The following is a 23,000-nucleotide window of genomic DNA, read 5'->3' as shown; positions in this document are numbered from 1 at the left end:
CCTAACATATGCCTGCCCGCCTTGACATCCTAATTGCCGATCCCGCGACCGGCCTATTGCAACGGCCCCCAGCTCGGGTCCGAGGCCGCATCGGGGGTGCGCACCCGCCGCAGGCTGCGCCCCGAGACATCGACCGAATAGAGGCTGGCCTGCCCGCTGGCGCCCTGGGTTTCGCGGGTGAACATGATCACCCGGCCATTGGGCGCCCAGGTCGGGCCCTCGTCAAGAAACGAGGCGGTGAGCAGCCGCTCTTCGCTGCCGTCGGTGCGCATCACGCCGATATGGAACCGGCCCTTGTGCTGTTTGGTAAAGGCGATCAGGTCGCCGCGTGGCGACCAGACCGGCGTGCCATAGCGGCCGGGCCCGAAGGAGATGCGCTCGGCCTCGCCGCCGCCGGCCGGCATGATGTAGAGCTGCTGGCTGCCCGAGCGGTCGCTTTCAAACACGATTCGGCTGCCGTCGGGGCTATAGGACGGCGCGGTCTCGATCGCCGGAGTGTTGGTCAGCCGCGTGGTCGCGCCCGAGGCCAGGTCCATGGTGAAAATATCGGTGTTCGAGCCTTCCGAGATTGAAAACACCGCCGTCTGCCCGTTCGGCGCAAAGCGCGGCGCAAAGGACATCACCCCGGTCTGGCTCTCGAGGATGCGGCTCTGGGTGTTGCCGACATCGAGCACATGGATGCGCGGAAAGCCGGTGGCGTAGGAGGTATAGAGCACCCGATCGCCGGTGGGCGAGAATCGCGGCGCCAGCACGATCGACGAACTGTCGGTCAGGTACTGCACGTTGGCGCCGTCGTAATCCATGATCGCCAGCCGTTTCTTGCGGTCGTCCTTGGGGCCGGTTTCGCTGACATAGACCACGCGGCTGTCGAAATAGCCGCTCTCGCCGGTGATCCGACTGTAGACCGCATCGGCCACCTTGTGCGCCATGCGCCGCCAGCCTTCTGTGGTGCCCTGGAATTGCAGGCCCTTGCCCAGCTCCTGGCCGGAGAACACGTCATAGACCCGGAATTTCACCGTCAGCTGGCCATTGTCGGCGACCGAGACCGCCCCCATGATCAGCGCCTGGACATTGATCGCCTTCCAGTCGTTGTATTGTACCGGTGCGGCAAAGCTGGTGGGGCGCGAGATGAAGGCATCCTGCGGTGTCTGGATGAACAGCCCGGTGCCGTTGAGGTCGTCGGCCACCACCTGCGCAAGCTTGCCGCCCCATTCGCCGGCGGCGGCGGTTTCGGGGATGAAATCGGGCACGGCAAAGGGCAAGGGTTCGACAACCCCCTCGGTGATCTCGATCCGCAGCGGCGCGGCCTGGGCCGGCAGGGCCAACAGCAGGGCCAGCGCGGCGGTCAAGGCGGTCAGGACCTGGGTCACTCGGTGGTTTACACTCATCTGCTTACCTTCTCGGGATTAAAGGTCATCTCGATTTGCCGCCATTGGTCGTATTTGTCGACCGGCAGTTCATAGCCGTCCTTCTGACAGCGGATAATCGCGCGTCTGGCGGCCTGAAAGGCCACTTCAGTGGCCCGTGTGTCACCGCCTTCGCTGCCGGTCAGCCGGATCGAGCTGGTGATGACGCGGCCGGATTGCTCCATCTCCATCGAGACCACCACCGTCACCCGGGCGGCGGCAGAGCCGACATCCACGACCCAGCAATCCTGCACCGCCAGGCGCAGGTTCTCGCGCTCGCCGGCGGTGAGCGGCGGGCCGCTGGCGGCCGTGGGCGCCGGTGCCGCCGTGTCGCCGCCGCCCAGCGCCTCGGCCAGAGCATCGGCCACCGCATCGGCGGTGCCGTCGGCGGCGGGCGCCGGATCGTCGGCGGGTGCCGGGGCCTGCCGCGGCGTTTCCGGGCTTTCCTGCGGCGCTTCGGCCACGGTCGGCGGCGCCGGCGGGCGGCCCCGCGGACGCACCGAGCGTTCGGGGGCGCCCGAAGGCGTCTCGGCGGCCTCGGTGACAATCTCGCTGGTGGCCTCCTCCTCGGCGGTGGCCTCCTGTTCTTCCTGCGGCTCCGGCGTCGGGCTGTCCTCTTCGGCCACCACCGCATCCCGGGTGGTGTCCTCGATCGCGACCTCGGGCTCCGGCGGCGCCACCGGTTCCGGCGCGACGCGCGGCGCCGGCCGGGGCTGCGGCCGTTGCGAGACCTCGGGCAGCACCACGGCCACATCCTCGTCGGCCGGCGGCGCCGGTTCAGGCGGCGGAATGTCGTCTGGTTCGCTCAGCACCGGCGCCGGCGGCTCGGGCACGTCAGGCAGGGTCTCCGGCGCGGGGGCCGGCGGCTCTTCGACCGGCTCCGGCGGCGTCACCGGGGCCGGCGGTTCCTCGACCGGGGCCGGCGGCGGCGTATCCTCGGCGGCGGGCGACGCGGGTTCTTCCGGCGCGTCGGGCACCGCCGGGGCAACCTCGGGCGTGGCGTCTTCCGGCGTGTCCTGCCCGGTCAGCGCGGCGTAGTCCTCTTCGCTGATGGTGGTCACGCTGGTCACGTCGAAAGGCAGCGGCTCGACCTCGAACAACGGCCCGATCAGCAGCCAGCCGATCAGCCCGACATGCGCCGCACCCGACACGTAAAAGCCGAAGTGAAGCCGGCGGCGGCCCGCTTCGGGGATATCCTGATCAGCGCTCACGGCGAACCCGGCCTAGCCTTCGTCCTGCCCGTCGAGCCGTGGCCCGCCGGTATCGGTCACCAGCCCGATGTTGGAAAAGCCGCCGGCATTGAGCGCCCCCATGACCTCCATCACCTGGGCATAGGGCACCGCCCCGTCGGCGCGCAGGAACACCCGGTCGCTGGTCCGTTCCTGGGCGATGGCGCGCAGCTTGCCGACCAGCTCGTCCGAGGGCGTCTCGGTGGTCTGGATCATGATGCCGCCCTCGGCGGTCAGTGTCACGGTCAGCGGCTCTTCCGAATCCGCCGCCAAGGCGCTCGCCGCGCTCTTGGGCAGCTCGACCGGCACGCCCACGGTCAACAGCGGCGCCGAGACCATGAAGATGATCAGCAGCACCAGCATCACGTCGACAAAGGGCGTGACGTTGATTTCGGACATCGGCTTGGCCCCGCCCCTGCGCCGTCTGCGGCCCGAGCCGCCACCGCCCGGTTTGACGATATGCGCGCCCATGGCCTAGCTGTCCAACTGGCGGCTGAGGATGGTGGCGAATTCGTCGGCAAAGCTTTCGTAGCCCGACAAGATCCGGTCCGCATCCGCGCTCAGCTTGTTATAGAAGATCACCGCCGGGATCGCCGCCAGAAGCCCCAGCCCGGTGGCCAGCAGCGCCTCGGCGATGCCGGGGGCGACGACGGCGAGCGAGGTGTTCTGCTGCTCGGCGATCTCGACAAAGGCGTTCATGATGCCCCAGACGGTGCCGAAGAGGCCAACGAAAGGCGCGGTCGAGCCGACGGTGGCCAGCACCGAAAGGCCGTTCTGCAACTCGTCGCTGACCTGGGCGATGGCGACATTCATCGAGCGGTCGATGCGGGCCTGGGCGCCGGGGATCAGCCCGCCGTCCTCGCGGTGCGAGCGGCGCCATTCCAGCATGCCGGCGGCAAACACCCGCTGTGCGCGCCCCTTGGGCCCCGGCCCCATCTGCTCGAACAGCTCGTCGAGCGGCTCGCCGGACCAGAAGGCGCGGTCAAAGCGGCGCGCCTCGCGCTTGGCGCGGCGATAGGTGGCCAGATTGTAGACGATGATCGCCCACGACCAGAAGCTTGCCACGATCAGCGCGATCATCACCAGCTTCACGGTCAGGGTCGCACGGGCGAAAAGGCCCCACATGGAGAAATCGATCTCCTGTGCGAGCGCGAGGGTCTCTGTTTCCATCAGCCTGCTCTTTGTTATGGCCGTTTCTCTGCGGCCCAATTGAGCGCGAGCGTAGCGGAAAGAAAGGGGGAAAGCCAACACGAAGGCGTCAGCAGAGGGGCTTTGTCATGGGAATGTCGTACCGGCTGGCGGATATTTGCCAAGCCGCTGTAACATCCCCCGGGCGCCGTGATCAGGCCGCGCCGCGCCGCCTCCGGGCCAGCGTCAGCGAGAGCGCGGCCAGCGCATAGGCAACAAGCGCCAGCAACGCCGCCCCCGCCAGATAGAGCACGAATGCCGCGCCCAGCCCCTGCCCAAGCGCCTCCGGCACGAGCGCCGCCAGCGCCTCGGGCAGCGCGCCGGTGACCACCACCGCGCCCATGGTCGCAGCCAGCCATCCGAGGACCGCCAGCGTCGCCAGCACGAGCAGCGCCCGGATCGGCGCCGCGCGGAACCGCCAGCCGCGCCGCAGGGTGGCATGGATCCGCCCAAGATCCTGCTGGATGGCAATCAGCGCCGGCACCACCAGCAACACAAGCCCCATGCCGAAGCCCAGGCCATAGACCAGGGTGATCACCGTCGGCTTGAGGAATTGCGCCTGCGAGGATTTCTCGAACAACAGTGGCGCCAGCCCCAGCACCGTGGTCAGCGTGGTCAGCATCACCGGCCGCAGCCGGTCGGCGGCGCCTTCGATGATCGAGGGCACGAGGCCCCTGTCCCTGGCGTAGTCATCGATGGTCGACACCAGAACGATCGAATCGTTGATGATGATCCCGGTCATCCCCAGCATCCCGACCACGGTGAACATGCTCAGCGGCACGTCCCAGTAATTGTGGCCATAGATCGTGCCGACCAGACCGAAGGGAATGATCGACATCACCACCAGCGGCCGGGTCCAGCTGGCAAAGACCCAGGACAACACGAGATAGATGCCCAGCAGCACGAGGATCAGCCCGGTGCGGGCGTCGTTGAGAAAGTCGTTCTCCTGCTCGGACAGACCGGAGAGCCGGTAATCCACCTGCCGCTCTTCGGCGATCTTTGGCAGGATCTCGGCCTCGAGCACCTCCTGGATCTCCTGTGCCCGCGCCGGATCATCCTCGGAGATATCGCCGGTGACCGAAATCAGCCTGATGCCGTTCTCGCGCCGCACGGTGGAAAAGCCGGTGCGCCGCGCGACGCTGACGATATCGGCCAGCGGCACATAGGCGCCCGAGGCCGCACGGAGCTGGGTGCGTTCAAGGAAATCGGCGGTCAGCTCGCCCTCGGGCAGTTCCACCCGGATCGCGGCGGAGCGCGGCCCGTCGGGATAGGTCGCCGCCTCAATGCCGCCCAGCCGGTGGCGCAGCACCGTGCCCAGCCCGTCGATGGTAAAGCCCAGGGCCTGCCCCTGCGGCGTCAGCTCGAGGATCAGCTCTTCCTTATCATAGGCCAGGTTGTCCTCGACCGCCGAGACCTCGGGGAACCGCGCCAGCGCCGCCTTGAGGTCCTCGGAGGCGCCCTTGAGCACCTCTGACGAGGCACCATAGAACTGAACGTCGAGCGCATCGCCGCCGGGGCCGGAGCGCCAGCCGCGGAAGCTCACGGTTTCCAGCATCGGATGGCGGCCCACGGCGTCTTGCAGCGCGGCCACGAACTGAAAGCTGGAATAGGGCCTGAAGTCGGGATCGATCAGCTCGATCGAGATCGCGCCAAGCTGATAGCTCTCCTTGGTGTCGGTGCCGGCCAGGCCGCGGCCGGCGTTGCCGCCGATCTCGGCGATGACATAATCGATCGGGTTGCGGCCATGTTCGGCCTCGTATTCCGCGCCCAGCGCCTCGGTGGCGCGCTGCATCTCGCGCATCATTTCCAGCGTGTCATCGCGGGTGGCGCCCGGCGCCATGGCGAAATTGCCGGTGACCGAGCTTCGCTCGGGCGCGTTGAAGAAGCGCCATTGCACCTCGCCCCGGATGAAGAGCGCCACCTGGCTGGCCAGAAGCACCACCACACCGGCGAGCACCGCGTAGCGCGCCCAGACGACGACGGCCATGATCCGGCGGAAGATCACGTCGCGCACCCAGCGAAAGCCGCGATTGACCTGGCGCGACGGCCAGTCGTACCAATGCTCTTTCGACTGGTGCACCAGCGCATGTGCCATGTGGTTGGGCAGGATCAGGAAACATTCCACCAACGAGGCCAGCAGCACCACGATCACGGTAAAGGGAATGTCGGAGATCAGGTCGCCGAAGCGGCCCGAGATGGCGGTGAGCCCGAAAAAGGCGATCACCGTGGTCAGCGTCGAGGCAAAGACCGGCATCGCCATGCGCCGGGCGGCATTCTCTGCCGCCTCGACCGGACTTTCGCCCAGCCGGCGATAGCGGAAATCGGCATGTTCGCCCACGACAATGGCATCGTCGACCACGATGCCCAGCGTGATGATCAGCGCAAAGAGCGAGATCATGTTGAGCGTCAGCCCGGCCAGGAACATCAGGGCGATGGTCGCCGCCATCGCCACCGGAATGCCCGCCGCCACCCAAAAGGCGATGCGGGCATTCAGAAAGAGAAACAACAGCGCCAGCACCAGCGCCAGCCCCATCGACCCGTTGTCGAGCAGGATGTCGAGCCGCCCGGTGATCGCCTCGGCGCGGGTGCGGATCAGGTCGATCCGGGTGCCTGCGGGCAGCGTCGCCTCGAGCGCTTCGGCCACCGCTTCCACGGTGTCCTGAATCTCGATGGCGTCGCCCTGGTTCGAGCGGTCGACGCGCACCGAAATGGCCGGGTTTTCGCCCACGAAATAGCTGCGGTCGCGGTCGATGCCCTCGACCCGGACCCTGGCGACATCCCCGATGGTGAGCTTGGAGCCGTCGTCGTTCGAGCGCAGGGCAATGGCCTCGATCTGATCGGCCGACCGTTTCTCGACGCCGGTGCGCACCCGAGTATTGGCGCTGGTGACATCGCCGGCCGGATCGGCATCGACCTCGGCGGCGATGGCATCGGCGATCTGGCGCATGGTGACGTCATGCCGGATCAGCGCCACCGAAGGCACCTCGACAATGGTCTGCGGCGCGGCGAGGCCCCGGATGGTCGCGCGGGTGACGCCCTCGGCAAAAAGCCGCACCACCATTTCATCTGCGAAGCGGGCCAGCTGATCGACCCCCACCGGGCCGGTGATCACCACGTCGGTCACCCGGTCCCGCCAGCCACCCCGCCGGACGTTGGGATCATCGGCCTCCTCCGGCAGGTTCGAGACCGCATCGACCGCCGCCTGCACATCGTCGCCGGCGCGGGCCATGTCCCAGCCCGGTTCGAATTCGAGATCGATCGCGGCGCGGCCCTCGCGCGAGGTGGATTGCGCGCTCTCGACACCTTCGACGGCCAGCAGCGCCGGCTCGAGGATCTGCACGATGGCGGCATCGACATCCTCGGCCCCCGCCCCGTCCCAGTTCACCGAGACCGAAACCTCGTCGATGATGACATCGGGAAAGAATTGCGCCCGCATGTTGGGCGCCGCCATGAGACCGGCGGCAACCAGAAGGACAAGCAGCAGGTTGGCCAGCGTGCGGTGGCGGGTGAAATAGCTGAGAATGCCGCCCGGGCCCGGCGGAAGATCGCGGGTCATGCTGGTATCCTCCGCGCGGACTCGCGGCCGCAGGCCACCGCACGATCGTCATGCCAGAGGCAGGCCTTCGGCATGACCCGCCCCCCGGGGCGGCGATTTGGCTCGGCGGGGCGTTGCATGGCGCTGGTGCGGCGGCTGGTATCCCGTATCATTGCCTCAGCCCCCCATCCGTTCCTCGATCCGTCGCACCACCTGCGCCGGCACCTTCTCCTGCTCGAGCTGCGCGAGGATGCGCGCCTTGGCTTCGTCCGGCATCCGCGCATTGGCCTCGACAAAGGCGCGGATCTTCGCCCGCCGCTCAGCGCTCAGCTCCAGCATCTCGGGCTCCTCGGGTCCGGCCGCCGCGCCCGGCCGCAGGGCCCGCACCTTGATTCCGGCACCGAGCAGCGGCGTGCGCTCCGCCACCACGCTGCGCCCCGCCAGATCGGGCGCACGCACCAGAACGTCATCCCCCTGGCGCCGCAGAAGGGTGACCGGCCGCTCTTCCAGCCGCTCCTCGGCGTCCAGCACCAGCACCCGGCCACCGGCATCCAGCGCCGAAGACGGCAGCCGCACCACCCGCTCCAATGGCGGCTCCTCGATCTCGACGGTGACGAAATCGCCGGGCTTCAGCCCGCGCGCCGCCTCCAGCCGGGCAAACAGCAGCCGGCCGGTCTGGCCTTCGCCGACGGCGGCGCTGTCGCGCACCAGCACGCCCTCGCTGACCAGCCCGGTGCCCAGCACATCCAGCGTCACCCGGACCGGCGCGCGCGTCAGGGCGCCGCTGCCGTCCAGCAGCCGGGCATATTGCGCGGTCGAGACCCGAAACGACACCTCGAGCGCCGCCGGATCGACCAGCCGCGCCAGTTGCTCGTTGTTCGACACCAGCCGGCCCAGCGTGGCGTTCACATCGGCCAGCGTGCCGGCGAAACGCGCCACGATCCGGGTGTCGTCCAGCCGCCGCTGCGCCTCGGCCAGGGCGATCTCGGCGCGTTGCAGCGCAGTGGCGGCCTGGCTGACACGGCTTTCGGCCTGGGCCACCGCCTGGCGCCGGGTGAGCACCGATTGCCGCGCCGACGAGGCCGCCAATTCGGCGGTCTCGACGCTGGCCGCGGTGCCGACGCCACGGCTCAGCAGGTCGCGCTGCCGATCATAGGCCTTTTCGCGCAACGCCGCCTGTTCCTCGGCCGAATGCAGCTCGTCCCGCGCCAGCAGCAGCGCAGCCTCGGCCTCGGCCTGTTCGGCCCGGGCATCGAGAATGTCGGATTGCACCCGGCTCAGCGCCAGTTCGGCGTCGCCGGGATCGATCTGCACCAGCAATTCGCCCGCGCGCACCTGGCCGCCTTCCTCGAAGGTCTCGGCCAGATCGACGATCTTGCCGGCGCTGGCGGCACGCACCTCGAGCGCACGGCGGCTCTGCACCTCGCCAAAGGCGGTGAGCACCGGGGTCACGGTCTGCGGTGCGGCCTCGACCACATTGACGGCAAACACCCGTTCGCGCGCCTCCGGCACCCGCCGCTCCTGGCTCATCCGCGCCTCGACGGCCTCGCGCACCAGCAGGCCGGCATAGACCAGAAGGCCCAGCGTCAGCGACAGCAGAAACAGACCGGTCAGGCTCTGGCGTAGGAACCGCATGCGCGACATCCCCTGATCGTTGAACACAAGTCGCCAGCGGCGTTCCGGCGCCGCCGGACGCACCGCTTCGGCAGTGATACGGACTTATCCGCTATTTCCGTCGCTGATGCTCGGTCAATCGCGGCAAAATCTCGACAAAGTTACAGGGACGGTGCCGGTAATCGAGCTGATAGGCCAGAATTTCATCCCAGGCGTCCTTGCAGGCCCCCGGAGAGCCGGGCAGCGCAAACATGTAGGTTCCGTTCGCCACCCCGCCGGTGGCGCGGCTCTGCACGGCGGAGGTGCCGATCTTGGCCATCGAGACATGGGTGAAGACCGTGCCGAAAGCCTCGATCTCCTTTTCATAGACATCGCGGTGTGCCTCGACCGTCACGTCGCGCCCGGTCAGCCCGGTGCCGCCGGTGGTGATCACCACATCGACCTCTGCATCTCGGCTCCAGTCGCGCAGCAGCGCCGCGATCTCAGCCCGTTCATCCGGCAGGATCCTGCGACAGGCCACCACATGCCCCGCCGCCTCGATCCGGGCGGCGAGGACATCGCCGGAGCGGTCCTCGGCCAGCGAGCGGCTGTCGCTCACCGTCAGGACGGCGATGCGGACGGGAATGAAGTCTCGGCTGTCGTCGATGGGGCGCATGGGGTCTCGCAGGTCTTTGGCTCAGCCGAGGCGGGCCTTGAGGGACAGAAGATCGGCCCAGGCCTCGCGCTTGAGATGCGGCTGGCGCAGCAGATAGGCCGGGTGGAACATCGGCAGGGCGGGCGTGTCATAGGCTTCGGCCCAGCTGCCGCGCAGCCGGGTGATGCCGCGTTTGCCCAGGCCCGCGTCACAGGAGATATTGCCCATCAGCACCAGAAATTCGGGCTGCGCCAGCGCCACGTGCCGCGCCACGAAGGGCCGCATCATGGCTATCTCGGCAGGCAGGGGATCGCGGTTCTGCGGCGGCCGCCAGGGCAATACATTGGTGATATAGACCGAACTGTCGCGGCTCAGCCCGATGGCGGCCAGCATCCGGTCGAGAAACTGCCCGGCGCGGCCGACAAATGGCTTGCCCTGCCGGTCCTCGTCGCGGCCCGGCGCCTCGCCCACGATCATCACCCGCGCCCCCGGCACACCGTCGGAAAACACCAGATTGCGCGCGCCGCGTTTGAGATCGCAATGGTCAAAGGCCGCCATCGCCGCCTGAAGCCCGGCCAGATCCTGCGCGGCCGCCGCCATCCGCTGCGCCTCGGCCACCGGATCGGCCCAGGCCGGCGCCGCGGACTGTGCCGGCGCGGCGCCGGCGACTGCGGCCCGCTTGGGCTGTGCGGGCGCGGCGGGCACGGCATAGCGGTCGACTGGCTCCTCGCCGATGGTGTCGAGCACCCCGGCCTCGATCTGCCAGTCCAGCGCCGCCCGCAGGCTCTTGTGTTCGAAATAATCCATCACCGCGATCCTATCCCGCCCGGCCCCCGAATGAAAACGTCCGAATAAACCCGCCCCTGCTTCTTCTCTTTGACAAATACGCAATTCCGACGCCAGCCCAAGGCGCCCCCATTGAACGCATCCGCCCCCGCTCCTATAACCGCAGCCAACCCGAACCGGAGCAGGTCATGACCTTTACCCAGCGCCATCTTCTCGGCATCGAGCCGCTCCACCCGTCCGAGATCACCACGCTCCTCGATCTGGCCGACGATTATGTCCGGCTCAATCGCGGCAAACGGCACGGCGACGCCCTGGCCGGGCGCAGCCAGATCAACATGTTCTTCGAGAATTCCACCCGCACCCAGGCCTCTTTCGAACTGGCCGGTCAGAGGCTTGGCGCCGATGTGATGAACATGGCGATGCAGGCCTCGTCGATCAAGAAGGGCGAGACGCTGATCGACACCGCGCTGACGCTGAACGCCATGCATCCCGACCTTCTGGTGGTGCGCCATCCGCATTCCGGCGCGGTGGACCTGCTGGCGCAGAAGGTCAATTGCGCGGTGCTCAACGCCGGCGACGGGCGGCACGAACACCCGACGCAGGCGCTCCTGGACGCGCTGACCATCCGCCGGGCCAAGGGCCGGCTGCACCGGCTCAATATCGCGATCTGCGGCGACATCGCGCATTCCCGCGTCGCGCGCTCCAACATCCTGCTGCTCGGCAAGATGGAAAACCGCGTGCGTCTGGTGGGGCCGCCGACCCTGCTGCCCGCCGGCATCGCCGACTTCGGCGTCGAGGTCCATGACGACATGCGCGAAGGTCTCAGGGATGTCGATGTGGTGATGATGCTGCGGCTTCAGAAAGAGCGGATGGACGGCGGTTTCATCCCTTCCGAGCGGGAATATTACCACCGATACGGGCTCGATGCCGAAAAGCTGAGCCATGCGAAACCCGACGCCATCGTCATGCACCCCGGCCCGATGAACCGCGGCGTCGAGATCGACGGCGAGATCGCCGATGACATCAACCGCTCGGTCATTCAGGAACAGGTCGAGATGGGCGTGGCCGTGCGCATGGCGGCGATGGACCTGCTGGTCCGCAACAGGACGGCCACCACCACGACAGAAGGGATCATGGCATGAGCGACGTCCTCGAAATACCCTCGGACGAACACGGTCTGGTGCGGGTCTTTACCGTCGATCTGCCGCTCGACGAGGCGCAGATCCTGCTTGATGACGAGGCCCGCGCGCTCCAGCAGAAGACCGGCGCCATCGCGCTCGATCCCGACCATATCGATCTGTTCGACATGAACGACCTCTCCGGCCTGCCGCTGGCCGATTACCTGGCCGAGGGCCATGGCATCCCCGACGAGGAACTGGCGCCGATCCGCGCCCAGCTCGAACGGGTCAAGGGGCGGGTGATGGTGATGCGCTCGGCCGCCTTCGAACGGATCGGCCAGCAGTTGCGCGTCACCCATCCGCTGCGCTGGATCGCCACCTTCGGCGAGGCGCGCGACCCGGTACCGCTGGAAAAACCCCGCGCCGAGAGCGCCAGGCCGCCGGAACCGGAGGCCCCGCCGGCCGCTCCGCCGCCGCCCGCCGCCGCGGCGCGGATGATGCGGCCCGGCCTGATCATCGGCCTCGTGGTGACGATGGCGGTGCTGGGCGTGGTGCTCTGGGCGCTGGCCTGACAGCCGCTTGGCGGCGCAGCAAATGACACGCATGCAAAGGATGCCTGATGCAGGAACCCAAGGACCCCAAGATGTCGGGCCGCGTCGCCACGGTGGCGCTTCTGGTGATGTTTGCGCTGGTCGGCGTGATGATCTGGATCGCGGGGTGAGGCGATGACCGACCTGTTGCTGACACACGCCCGGCTGATCGACCCCGAAGCCGACAGTGATGCTCCCGGCTGGCTGCACATCCGCGACGGGGTGATCGCGGCCACCGGCAACGGCGCGGCGCCGCAGGACGTCGAGCAGGTGCTGGACTGTCAAGGCAAATGCCTGGCGCCGGGGATCGTCGACATCGGCGTCAAGGTCTGCGAGCCGGGCGAGCGCCACAAGGAGAGCTATGCCTCTGCCGGCCGGGCCGCGGCGGCCGGCGGCGTGACCACGATGATCACCCGCCCCGACACCACGCAGGCCATCGACAGCCCCGAGAGCCTCGAATTCGTTGCTCGCCGCGCCCAGGCCGATGCATCGGTGCATGTCCGCCACATGGCGGCGCTGACCAAGGGCCGGCAGGGCCGCGAGATGGCCGAGATCGGCTTTTTGCTCGATGCGGGCGCCGTGGCGTTCTCCGATTGCGATGCCGTCACCCGCAACACCAAGGTGCTGAGCCGGGCGCTCACCTATGCCCGCTCGCTCGACGCGCTGGTCATGCTGCACCCGCAGGAACCGGTGCTCTCGGACGGCGCCGTGGCCACCTCGGGAAAATTCGCCTCGCTGCGCGGGTTGCCGGCGGTCTCGGCGATGGCCGAGCGCATGGGCCTCGACCGCGACATCGCGCTGATCGAGATGACCGGCGTGCGGGCGCATTTCGACCAGATCACCACCGCCCGCGCCCTGCCCGCGCTGCAACGCGCCAAGCGCAACGGGCTCGACGTCACCGCCGGCATCTCGATCCATCACCTGACACTGAACGAGATGGACGTCGCCGATTACCGCACCTTCTTCAAGGTCAAGCCGCCGCTTAGGGCCGAGGACGACCGTCAGGCGATGATCGAAGCGCTGCGCGACGGGCTGATCGACGTGATCTGTTCGATGCACACGCCGCAGGACGAGGAAAGCAAGCGCCTGCCCTTCGAAGAGGCGGCCGCCGGCGCGGTGGCGCTGGAAACCCTGTTGCCGGCGGCGCTCCGGCTCTATCACGCCGAGGCGCTGACCCTGCCGCAGCTGTTCCGCGCGCTCAGCCTCGCCCCGGCGCGGCGCCTGGGCCTCGCTGCCGGCCGGCTTGCCGCCGGGGCACCGGCCGACCTGGTGCTGTTCGATGCCCATGCGCCCTTTGTGCTCGACCGCTTCAAGCTGCACTCGAAATCCAAGAACACCCCCTTTGACGGCGCCCGCATGCAGGGCCGCGTGCTGGCCACCTTCGTGGCCGGCGCCCGCGTCTACGGAGAGCCCTGATGCCGGTCCTGGAAACCACCCTTGCCGGGCTGCTGCTCTGGGCGCTGATCGGCTATCTGCTGGGCTCGGTGCCCTTTGGCCTGGTGATCGCCCGCCTGCTGGGTCTGGGCGATCTGCGCAAGATCGGCTCGGGCAACATCGGCGCGACCAATGTGCTGCGCACCGGCAACAGGCCGGCGGCGCTGGCGACGCTGATCCTCGACAGTTTCAAGGGGGCGATCGCGGTGCTGATCGCCCGCTGGCTGGCGGCGGAAGATGCGGCGCAACTGGCCGGTCTCATGGCCTTTCTCGGCCATTGTTTCCCCATCTGGCTGGGGTTCAAGGGCGGCAAGGGCGTCGCCACATTCCTCGGGTTGCTGCTCGGTCTGGCCTTTCCGCTGGGGCTGGCGGCCTGCGCCACCTGGGCGGCGGGCGCGGCGCTGACGCGGATCTCCTCGGCCTCGGCGCTGCTGGCGGCGGCGCTGGCGCCGGCCTGGGCCTGGGGGCTGGGCTATCCGTCGATGGTGGCGCTCTGCCTGGTTCTGGCGGCGATCGTCTGGGGGCGCCACCACGCCAACATCCGGCGTATCCTGAAGGGCGAAGAGCCGCGGATCGGCAAGAAGAGCTGAGGTTTCCGGCGCTTCGCGTCCCGGGCCTGACCCGGGATCCCGCGCTCACAACGCAAGCGCCGGCGCAGTTCGGCAAGAGGCCCCGGCGCGGCGGCCGGGGCGGGCGACAGGCTCTTGCGGTTGTTCCGCGAAGCAGGGGGCGTGGCCTTGCCTCTTGCCCCGCGCGTCCCGGGCCTGCCCCGGGACCTCGCGCTCACAATGCAAGCGCCGGCGCAGTTCGGCAAGAGGCCCCGGCGCGGCGGCCGGGGCGGGTGACAGGCTGTTGCGGGTGTTGCGCGAAGCGGGGGGCGTGGCCTTGCCCCGCGCGTCCCGGGCCTGACCCGGGACCCCGCACTCACAACGCAAGCGCCGGCGCGGTTCGGCAAGCGGCCCTGGCGCGGCGGCCGGGGCGGGTGACAGGCTCTTGCGGGCATTGCGCGAAGCGGGGGGCGTGGCCTTGCCCGCGCGTCCCGGGCCTGCCCCGGGACCTCGCGCCCACAACGCAAGCGCCAGCGGGGTTCGGCATGCGGCCTCGGCGCGGCCCCGGGCCGGGTTACAGGCTCTTGCGGGCGTTCAGCGCGGCGGTGATGGTGCCGTCGTCGAGGTAATCGAGTTCGCCGCCGATCGGCACGCCCTGGGCGAGCGAGGTCAGCGTCACCCGGCCCTCGAGCTGGTCGGCGATGTAATGCGCGGTGGTCTGGCCGTCGATGGTGGCATTGAGCGCAAGGATCACCTCGGTGACGCTTTCGGCCGAGATCCGGTCCACCAGCCGCGGGATCGAGAGGTCCTCGGGGCCGACGCCATCAAGCGCCGAGAGCGTACCACCCAGCACGTGGTAGCGGCCGCGGAATACGCCCGAGCGCTCCATCGCCCAGAGATCGGCCACGTCCTCGACCACGCAGATCATGCCGTTGCCGCGTTTCTCGCTTTCGCAGATGTCGCAGATGTCGGTGGTGCCGATATTGCCGCAGTTCAGGCATTCCCGGGCCGAGGCGGCAACCTCGCTCATCAGGTCGGCCAGCGGCGTCATCAACAGGCCGCGCTTGCGGATCAGGTGCAGCACCGCGCGGCGCGCCGAGCGCGGGCCGAGACCGGGCAGCTTGGCCATCAGCTCGATCAGCGCATCGATGTCGCGGGTGGCGGTCATGGGGAGGCCTCGCCGGGCAGCGGAATGCGGGTGACGGTGAACCCCTGGCGCCGCAGGCGCGCGATCAGCCCGGCCTGCCCCGGCAGGTGAAAGCTGCCGACCGCCAGAAAAACCCCGCCCTCGGCCAGGTTGGCGCGTGCGGTATCGATGAAGGCCTGATTGCGGGCGTCGAGCAACACGCGGTTGACCCGCGCGAGGGTGGCGCCACCATCCTCCAGAACCGCACTCACGACGGCCTTGTCCCAGGCCAGCATCAAGCCGAGTTCGCCGGCGAGATACAGCGCCATGCGGGTGGCCCGTTCCGCGCGGCTGGTGGCGGGGTCGAGATAGGCGCCGTAGACATTGAGGAAATCCACCGCGAAATCCGCGTTGCCGGGGCTGTCGAGGTACTGGCGGATGCGCTCCCGCGGCTCCAGCGGAGTGATCGTGGCGCCGCCGATCAGCCCCAGCATCTGGATACGGCCGTCCTGAACCGGCAGCACGCCGGCGGAAAAATCGTCGCAGGGATCGGAGAGGAGCACCTCGGCCAGAGCGCCGGGGGTCAGCCGTTCGGGCGCGCCACGCCCCCAGCCCAGCCCTTCTGTGCGCTGACGGATCCAGTCCAGCACCGCGGGATGCAGCCCCGCCGGCGGCCCGTCGAGCCGGTCCTGACGGTACCAGTCGCGCCTGACCCGCCGGGCGTCAAAGGCGGCGCGCGAGGGCAGGACCGGATCGATCTCGAGGGCCACGATCCGGGCCTCGGCAATGCGCTGCTCGACCAGGTCGGGCAGCGCGAGGATGCTGGGATCGGCGGAATGCATCGTGCCCCAGAGATGCGACACCGCGCCCGAGGGGGCCACCACCCGCCAGAACCGCCCGGTGCCATGCGGGATCGCCGCCGCGGCCGCCCGGAGCCCGGCCAGATCGGCCGGCGCGAACGCCCCGGCATGCAGCGCCGGTTCGACCGGGCTACAGAGCGCGTGATCGGCCCAGTCCTGCGCTTGCGCCGCGCCGCCGCCCAGCAGCGGCGCCGCCGCCAGCCCCAGAATGACGCCCCGGCCCGTCATCGCCTCAGAACGGCAGTTTCATGTCTTTGGGCAGGCCCATTTCCTCGGTCAGCTTGGACATCTCGTCCTCGGCCTTCTGGGTGGCGCGCTGCTGGGCGTCCTTGATGGCGGCGAGGATCAGGTCTTCGACCACTTCCTTGTCATCGCCGTTGAAGATCGACGGATCGATGTCGAGCCCCTTGAGTTCGCCCTTGGCCGAGGCCGTGGCCTTGACCAGACCTGCGCCGCTTTCGCCGGTGACCGTCATCGAATGCAGGTTGTCTTGCAGTTCGGCCATGCGGGTCTGCATCTGCTGCGCCTTCTTCATCATCCCGGCCATGTCGCCGAGATTGCCAAGACCTTTGAACATCGGGAGCTCCTCATCTGTGTGCTTGGGGGTTAGATACGGGGCGCAACCGGCGGCGACAAGGGGCCGGGCCGCGGCGTCCAGGGGTTTGCGGCAGAGCTGGCGGGCTCTGCCCCCGGCCTGCGGCCTCCCCCGCGGTAGTTTCAAACAAAAGAATTCCAGGATCGGTCCCCGGCGGCGGGGGTCAGTCTTCCTCGAAGGGATCCCATTCGTCCTCGACCTCCTGCAAGGCCTCGGCCTGGGCTTCGGCCTCGGCCGCCTGGGCGGTGTGGATCGCCGTGATCCGGGCCTTGGGAAAGGTGGCTAGCGCGGCCTGCACCAGCGGGTGTTCGCCGGCCTTGGCCTCGAGCGCGAGGCGGTCGGCGTCGCGGGTCTCGACGATGGTGGGCGTCTTGGCGCCATTGACCAGGGTCACCGCCCAGCGATTGCCGGTCCAGCGTTGCAGCGCGGTGCCGAGACGCTGGGCGAGGTCGGGGGCGGCGCCCTCGGCCGGGGTGAACTCGATCCGGCCGGGCTGATAGGCGGCAAGGCGCACGCCGGCCTCGACCTCGACCAGCAGCTTGACGTCGCGGTTGGAGCGGATCAGCTCGATCACATGTTCGAAGCTCGGATAGCGCGCCAGTGCCTGGTCGGCGGCCAGGGCCACGACGGCGCTGCCGCCGGCGGCCGAGGGGCCGGACGGGCCGGGATGGGTGGCGCGGGACATGGCCTGGCCCTGCGCACCGGTCCGGGCGTTGCCGGCGGTCGGCACGCCGCCTCCGCCCGAGGGCGGCGAGGGCACCGGGGCCTCGCCCAGCTTGCGCACAAGCTCCTCGGGGCTGGGCAGGTCGGCGACATGGGTCAGCCGAATCAGCGCCATCTCGGCCGCCATCATCGCATTGGGCGCCAGCGCCACCTCCTCGATCGCCTTGAGCAACATCTGCCACATGCGGCTGAGCGCGCGCATCGGCAGGTCGGTCGCCATCTGCTGGCCACGGGCGCGTTCGCCGGGGGCGATGGTCGGATCTTCGGCGGCATCCGGCGTGATCTTGACCACCGAGATCCAATGGGTCACCTCGGCCAGGTCGCGCAGCACCGCCATCGGATCGGCGCCATCGGCATATTGCGCCGAGAGCTCGGCCAGCGCGCCGGCGGCGTCGCCTTTCATCACCAGATCGAAGAGATCCATCACCCGGCCGCGGTCGGCCAGGCCCAGCATGGCGCGCACCTGTTCGGCGGTTGTCTCGCCTGCCCCGTGGCTGATCGCCTGGTCGAGCAGCGAGGTCGCGTCGCGGGCCGAGCCCTCGGCGGCGCGGGTGATCAGCGCCAGCGCATCCTCGGCGATCTCGGCGGTCTCGGCGGTGGCGATGCGGCGCAGCAGGCCGATCATGTCCTCGGGCTCGATCCGGCGCAGGTCGAAGCGCTGGCAGCGCGACAGCACCGTCACCGGCACCTTGCGGATCTCGGTGGTGGCAAAGATGAACTTTACATGCGCGGGCGGTTCCTCAAGCGTCTTCAGCAATGCGTTGAAGGCCGATTTCGACAGCATGTGCACTTCGTCGATGATGTAGACCTTGTAGCGCGCGGCCGAGGGCGCATAGGCCACCGAGTCGATCACCGTGGAACGGATGTCATCGACGCCGGTGTTCGAGGCGGCGTCCATTTCCAGCACATCGACGTGCCGGCCCTCGGAAATCGCCAGGCAATGTTCGCACTGGCCGCAGGGCTCGGTGGTGGGCGCACCGTGGCCGTCGAGGCCGATGCAGTTCATGCCCTTGGCAATGATCCGCGCCGTCGTCGTCTTGCCGGTGCCGCGGATGCCGGTCATCATGAAGGCTTGGGCGATGCGGCCGGTCTCGAAGGCGTTCTTGAGGGTGCGCACCATGGCGCCCTGCCCGACCAGATCGGCAAAGGTCTCGGGCCGGTACTTGCGGGCCAGAACCTGATAGGCGGGCTGCTGCGGATCGCTCATGATCGCGGTCTTTCCTGTCCTGAGCAGAAGTCGGCCGTCAGGCTATTGCCTGCCGGCGCGGAGGTCCAGCCGATGTTGGGCAGAGCCGGTGCCGGGATCGGGGCGGCGCACGCCCCGGACCTGATCAGGGGCCCCTGCGACGGGATCGGGCGCGCGGCGCTGGCAGGCCGGGTGCGGGGCTTCGGGCCGGGAGGTCCCGGATCAGGTCCGGGACGCGAAGGGCCAAACGCCCGGCGCCGTCCTGCAACCTCACCCGGGGCAGTCACGCGCTAGCGCCGACGGTCGCGGCGCGAGGACATCGGCTGAAAGGCCACGCCGACATGCGCCTCGCAATAGGGTTTGCCCTGCTGCACCGGCAGGCCGCAGAACCAGAAATCCTCGGTCGCGGGATCGCCCACCGGCCATTTGCAGGTGCGTTCGGTCAGCTCCATCAGCGACAGCCGCTTGGCCTTCTTCTCGATCTCGCTGACCTTGGCAAGCGCCTCGGGGCTGATCTCGTTGGCCGAGGGCTGCGGCGGCAGCGGCTGGCCGGCCGGAATGATCTGACGGCGCGCCGGGGTGGCGGACTTGGCCACCGCGGGCTCTTCGGTGGCGGGGACCGGTTCGGACTTGGGCCGGGTGTCGGCCTTGGGGGCGGGCTTGGGCTTGGCTTCGGGTTTCGGTGCCTTGGCGGGCTCGGGCTTGGCCGCGGCGCCCGTGCCGGCGCCGGCGCGGTTGGACAGGCCGAGGCGATGCACCTTGCCGATCACCGCATTGCGCGTCACGCCGCCCAGCTCCTTGGCGATCTGGCTTGCGGACTGCCCTTCGCCCCACATTTTCTTGAGCAATTCGACGCGTTCATCGGTCCAGGCCATGGATCATCCTTACGAGAAAAAGCGGCCTCGACAGCGGGCCGCTCTGGGAATTTCTGTGTGGTGCCTATTTTAATCACTGGTGGCTGAGATACAAGGCCGCGAATCGCAAGCAGGAGGCAGCCATGAGCGAGACGATGCAGGCCGGAACCACCCCCGAGATGGGCATGCGCCGCTTTGGCCGGGTGAACTGGCTGGGGCTGGCGACGCTCTGCCAGCGCGAGATCCAGCGCTTTCTGGCGGTCTGGACCCAGACGCTTCTGGCGCCGCTGGTGACGGCCGGGCTGTTCCTGCTGATTTTCTCGATCGCCATCGGCCCCCGGCGCGGCGATGTGATGGGCGTGCCCTTTACCCATTTCATCGCGCCGGGGATCCTGATGATGACGGTGATCCAGAACGCCTTTGCCAATACCTCCTCCTCGATCATGATCTCCAAGGTGCAGGGCAATATCGTCGATACGCTGATGCCGCCGCTGTCGCCGATGGAACTGGTGCTGGGCTATTTCGCCGGCGGAGTGGCGCGCGGCATGGTGGTGGCGCTGGTGATCGCCGCCGGGCTCTGGCTGGTGCTCGGGCTGGGCGTGGCGCATCCGCTCTGGGCCTTGTGTTTCGGGGTGCTGGGCGCGGCCTTCCTGTCGGGGCTCGGGATCATCGCCGGGATCTATGCGCAGAAGTTCGACCAGATGGCAGCGATCACTAATTTCATCGTCACTCCGCTGGCCTTTCTGTCGGGCACCTTCTACTCGGTCGAGGCGCTGCCGCCGGTGCTGCACGAGATCACCCGCTTCAATCCGATGTTCTATCTGATCGACGGCGTGCGGTTCGGCATGATCGGCGTGTCGGACAGCGCCCCGGCACTGGGGCTGGTGATCTCGCTGGTCTCGGTCGTGGCGGTGGCCGCGGTGGCCTGGAACATGTTGCGCAGGGGCACCAGGCTCAAGGCCTGAGCATGGTGCTTGCCACGCCGCGACAGCAGGCCTAAACCCGCCCCATGTTCGACAACACCGATGACATTCACCCGCTCTTTGCCGATGCCCCGTCTTCGACGGAGTTCAAGAAGCTGCGCAAGCGGATCGTGCGCCAGACCCGCGAAGCGGTCGAGCAATTCGGCATGGTCGAGCGCGGCGCAAAATGGCTGGTCTGCCTCTCCGGCGGCAAGGACAGTTATACCCTGCTGGCGGTGCTCCACGAGCTGAAGTGGCGCGGGCTTCTGCCGGTCGAGCTTCTGGCCTGCAACCTCGATCAGGGCCAGCCGAATTTCCCGGCGACCGTGCTGCCGGAATTCCTTGAAAAGATGGGGGTTCCGCATCGGATCGAATATCAGGACACCTATTCCATCGTAAAGGACAAGGTGCCGGCCGGGCGGACCTATTGCGCGCTCTGCTCACGGCTGCGGCGCGGCAATCTTTACCGGATCGCGCGGGAAGAGGGCTGTTCTGCCGTGGTGCTCGGCCATCATCGCGACGACATCCTTGAAACCTTCTTCATGAACCTGTTTCACGGCGGCCGCCTAGCGACCATGCCGCCGAAGCTGGTCAACGAAGAGGGCGATCTCTTTGTCTATCGCCCGCTGTCCTTTGTTGCCGAGGCCGATTGCGAGAAATTTGCCAAGGCGTTGAATTATCCCATCATTCCCTGCGACCTCTGCGGCTCGCAGGACGGGTTGCAGCGCCAGCAGGTCAAGCAGATCCTCGACGGATGGGAACGCAACAGCCCGGGCCGGCGGCAGGTGATGTTCCGCGCGCTGATGAACGCGCGGCCCTCGCATCTGCTTGATTCGGGGTTGTTCGATTTTGCCGGGCTGATGCGAAATTCGGAACAATTCGAAACAAGTTCCGGGAATGTTCCTGACTTGCGTTAACGCATGAGTGAACCCTCGCGGCTAAGTCTGAAGCTCGGACAAGACAAGCTCGGACGGATTGCCCATGTCGGTTTCCAAGCCGCGAATGGCGCGCGCCACGCAGCGCGTTCTGAATGATGTGACGGCCAGCCCGCTGTTGCCGGCGATGTTTCCGGCGCTGGCCCTGGGCGGGTTCTGGCTTGGCGGCGAACCGGTTCTGGCCCTTCTGGCGATCGGCGTGCCCCTGGTCTGGCTGGCGGTGCTGATCGGCCGCGCCGGGCGGCCCGCCGCGCGCACCGATCCGGTTACCGGGCTGCGCCTCAAGGAGGGGTTTGCCGAAAGGCTCGAGGCGCTTCTGGCCGACTGCCGCAGCACCGGCCGCACCACCGTCTGTTTCATGATCGAGGTCGATGACAGCGCCGAACTGACCGAGCGATTCGGCGGCGAGGCCTGCGACCGGGTGGCCGATACGCTGGCGGCGCGGCTGCGCACGGCGATGCGCGGTTCCGACAGCTTCGTACGGCTGGGCGACTGGCGGATCGGCGTCGTGCTGTCGCCGCTGCGGCGGATCGACATCGAAACCGCGGTTCAGATGGCGGCGCGCTTGCAGGCCGAACTCGAAGAGCCTGTCAGGATCGACCGCGCGCCGGTCTATATTTCGGCCTGCCTCGGCTTCTGCCTCGCCGCCCGCGCGCCGGACCAGAGCGGCGTCGGACTGATCGAGGCCACGGTGGCCGCGCTCGACGAGGCCCGGCGCCACGGGCCCGGGGCGATCCGCGCCTTTTCCCCCGACCTTCAGCGCAACCGCATTCAGCGCGTGGCACTGCGGGACGAGGTGGCGCGGGCGCTGGACGACGGCCAGATCTGCGCCTGGTATCAGCCGCAGATCAGTACCGAGACCGGCCGGATTTCCGGTATCGAGGCCCTGGCCCGCTGGCGCCACCCGGCGCGCGGGCTGATCCCGCCGGCCGATTTCCTGCCCGCGCTCGAGGCCGCCGGCCTGATGGAGCGGCTGGGCGAGGTGATCCTGTTTCATGCCCTCTCCACGCTGCGCGATCTTGATCGCGACGGCTTCGACATTCCGCAAGTGGGGGTGAACTTTACCGAGACCGAGCTGCGCAACCCCAAGCTCGGCCAGCGCCTGCGCTGGGAGATCGACCGTTTCAACCTGGCCCCCGACCGGCTGACGATCGAGATCCTCGAACATGTGGTGGCCGGCACCCCGGATGACATCGTCGCGCGCAATATCGCCGATCTGGCGGCCCTGGGCTGCGCCATCGACCTCGACGATTTCGGCACCGGCCATGCCTCGATCACCAGCCTGCGGCGATTCGCCATCGACCGGCTCAAGATCGATCGCTCCTTCATCGTCAGATGTGACACCGACCCCGAGCAGCGGCGGATGGTGACGATGATCCTGTCTATGGCCGAGAAACTGGGCCTCGACACCCTGGCCGAAGGCGTCGAGACGCTGGGCGAGAACGCCCTGCTGTCGCAGATGGGCTGCGGTCATGTGCAGGGCTTCGGCATCGCCGTGCCGATGCCGGCCGAGAACCTGGCGGCCTGGATCACCGATCACAATGCGCGGATCGCCCCGCCGCCCGAGATCACCCCCCTGCGCGGACCGGCCCGGCGCAAGAGCCCCTGAACCGGCCGTCAAAGGCCTTTGACACGCCTCCCGCCCGGCGCCCGCCGTCCCTTCGGGGGTGCCCCGAA

At 68.4% G+C, this 23,000-nt stretch carries 20 protein-coding genes; 7 read left to right on the top strand and 13 right to left on the bottom strand.

The annotated features are described in order from the left end of the window. Positions 1–53: 53 nt before the first annotated feature. From tolB to AC0J5K_RS02560, 8 genes are all read right to left on the bottom strand, one after another. Positions 54–1,388, bottom strand: a complete 1,335-nt coding sequence (gene tolB / locus AC0J5K_RS02595) for a Tol-Pal system beta propeller repeat protein TolB (protein ID WP_048529691.1) — start codon at positions 1,386–1,388, stop codon at positions 54–56. Continuing rightward, positions 1,385–2,617 carry a cell envelope biogenesis protein TolA gene (locus AC0J5K_RS02590; protein ID WP_274566182.1) on the bottom strand — a complete coding sequence of 411 codons (1,233 nt, stop codon included), beginning with the start codon at positions 2,615–2,617 and terminating at the stop codon, positions 1,385–1,387. Before AC0J5K_RS02590 ends, tolB begins: the two co-directional genes overlap by 4 nt. A gap of 12 nt (positions 2,618–2,629) precedes the next feature. Then, positions 2,630–3,106: a protein TolR gene (gene tolR, locus AC0J5K_RS02585; RefSeq protein WP_048529689.1), complete on the bottom strand. Its 477-nt coding sequence runs from the start codon at positions 3,104–3,106 to the stop codon at positions 2,630–2,632. 3 nt (positions 3,107–3,109) lie between these two features. Beyond that, positions 3,110–3,805, bottom strand: coding sequence for a protein TolQ (tolQ, locus tag AC0J5K_RS02580; RefSeq protein WP_048529687.1), 696 nt, complete (start codon positions 3,803–3,805; stop codon positions 3,110–3,112). A 172-nt stretch (positions 3,806–3,977) separates the two neighbouring features. Further along, entirely contained in the window at positions 3,978–7,379 is a 3,402-nt protein-coding gene (locus AC0J5K_RS02575; RefSeq protein ID WP_274566184.1) for an efflux RND transporter permease subunit, read from the bottom strand. 156 nt (positions 7,380–7,535) lie between these two features. Continuing rightward, entirely contained in the window at positions 7,536–8,993 is a 1,458-nt protein-coding gene (locus AC0J5K_RS02570) for an efflux RND transporter periplasmic adaptor subunit (protein ID WP_274566185.1), read from the bottom strand. Between the two features lie 91 nt (positions 8,994–9,084). Then, complete coding sequence (gene moaB / locus AC0J5K_RS02565) at positions 9,085–9,627, bottom strand: molybdenum cofactor biosynthesis protein B (RefSeq protein WP_074834267.1); 543 nt, start codon at positions 9,625–9,627, stop codon at positions 9,085–9,087. A 21-nt stretch (positions 9,628–9,648) separates the two neighbouring features. Continuing rightward, positions 9,649–10,413 carry a uracil-DNA glycosylase gene (locus AC0J5K_RS02560; RefSeq protein WP_074834265.1) on the bottom strand — a complete coding sequence of 255 codons (765 nt, stop codon included), beginning with the start codon at positions 10,411–10,413 and terminating at the stop codon, positions 9,649–9,651. Between the two features lie 167 nt (positions 10,414–10,580). Here AC0J5K_RS02560 and AC0J5K_RS02555 point away from each other — a divergent pair, with 167 nt between their 5' ends. From AC0J5K_RS02555 to plsY, 4 genes are all read left to right on the top strand, one after another. After that, positions 10,581–11,534 (top strand): aspartate carbamoyltransferase catalytic subunit, encoded by a 954-nt coding sequence (locus AC0J5K_RS02555; RefSeq protein ID WP_074834263.1) that lies wholly within the window; start codon positions 10,581–10,583, stop codon positions 11,532–11,534. Beyond that, the gene (locus AC0J5K_RS02550) at positions 11,531–12,082 is read left to right on the top strand and encodes a hypothetical protein (RefSeq protein WP_074834261.1); all 552 of its coding nucleotides are present in this window, start codon (positions 11,531–11,533) and stop codon (positions 12,080–12,082) included. Before AC0J5K_RS02555 ends, AC0J5K_RS02550 begins: the two co-directional genes overlap by 4 nt. A gap of 153 nt (positions 12,083–12,235) precedes the next feature. Continuing rightward, positions 12,236–13,516, top strand: a complete 1,281-nt coding sequence (gene pyrC, locus AC0J5K_RS02545; protein WP_274566187.1) for a dihydroorotase — start codon at positions 12,236–12,238, stop codon at positions 13,514–13,516. Continuing rightward, entirely contained in the window at positions 13,516–14,124 is a 609-nt protein-coding gene (gene plsY / locus AC0J5K_RS02540) for a glycerol-3-phosphate 1-O-acyltransferase PlsY (protein WP_274566188.1), read from the top strand. The genes pyrC and plsY overlap by 1 nt, the downstream gene beginning before the upstream one ends. A 532-nt stretch (positions 14,125–14,656) precedes the next feature. Here plsY and recR read toward each other — a convergent pair. From recR to AC0J5K_RS02515, 5 genes are all read right to left on the bottom strand, one after another. Next, positions 14,657–15,250: a recombination mediator RecR gene (gene recR / locus AC0J5K_RS02535; protein WP_048529673.1), complete on the bottom strand. Its 594-nt coding sequence runs from the start codon at positions 15,248–15,250 to the stop codon at positions 14,657–14,659. After that, entirely contained in the window at positions 15,247–16,296 is a 1,050-nt protein-coding gene (locus AC0J5K_RS02530; RefSeq protein ID WP_074834256.1) for a TraB/GumN family protein, read from the bottom strand. The genes recR and AC0J5K_RS02530 overlap by 4 nt, the downstream gene beginning before the upstream one ends. A 4-nt stretch (positions 16,297–16,300) precedes the next feature. Then, a complete protein-coding gene (locus AC0J5K_RS02525; RefSeq protein ID WP_048529670.1) occupies positions 16,301–16,645 on the bottom strand; it encodes a YbaB/EbfC family nucleoid-associated protein in 345 nt (114 codons plus the stop codon). A 181-nt stretch (positions 16,646–16,826) separates the two neighbouring features. Further along, positions 16,827–18,593: a DNA polymerase III subunit gamma/tau gene (locus AC0J5K_RS02520; protein WP_274566189.1), complete on the bottom strand. Its 1,767-nt coding sequence runs from the start codon at positions 18,591–18,593 to the stop codon at positions 16,827–16,829. 269 nt (positions 18,594–18,862) lie between these two features. Then, positions 18,863–19,447 carry a GcrA family cell cycle regulator gene (locus tag AC0J5K_RS02515; RefSeq protein ID WP_074834253.1) on the bottom strand — a complete coding sequence of 195 codons (585 nt, stop codon included), beginning with the start codon at positions 19,445–19,447 and terminating at the stop codon, positions 18,863–18,865. Between the two features lie 122 nt (positions 19,448–19,569). Between AC0J5K_RS02515 and AC0J5K_RS02510 the strand changes: the two genes are divergently transcribed. The 3 genes from AC0J5K_RS02510 to AC0J5K_RS02500 all read left to right on the top strand — a co-directional run bounded on the left by AC0J5K_RS02510 (position 19,570) and on the right by AC0J5K_RS02500 (position 22,932). After that, positions 19,570–20,391: an ABC transporter permease gene (locus AC0J5K_RS02510; protein ID WP_048529667.1), complete on the top strand. Its 822-nt coding sequence runs from the start codon at positions 19,570–19,572 to the stop codon at positions 20,389–20,391. 44 nt (positions 20,392–20,435) lie between these two features. Beyond that, on the top strand, positions 20,436–21,305 hold the full coding sequence (gene ttcA, locus AC0J5K_RS02505) for a tRNA 2-thiocytidine(32) synthetase TtcA (protein ID WP_048529664.1): 870 nt from the start codon (positions 20,436–20,438) through the stop codon (positions 21,303–21,305). Positions 21,306–21,369: 64 nt separating this feature from the next. Next, entirely contained in the window at positions 21,370–22,932 is a 1,563-nt protein-coding gene (locus tag AC0J5K_RS02500; protein ID WP_274566190.1) for a putative bifunctional diguanylate cyclase/phosphodiesterase, read from the top strand. The last annotated feature ends 68 nt before the right edge of the window (positions 22,933–23,000 follow it).

The sequence above is a fragment of the Marinovum sp. E3 genome, from assembly GCF_055755275.1.
Note: the sequence above shows the minus strand (reverse complement) of the source record. Positions and strands in the feature narration are given on the sequence as shown.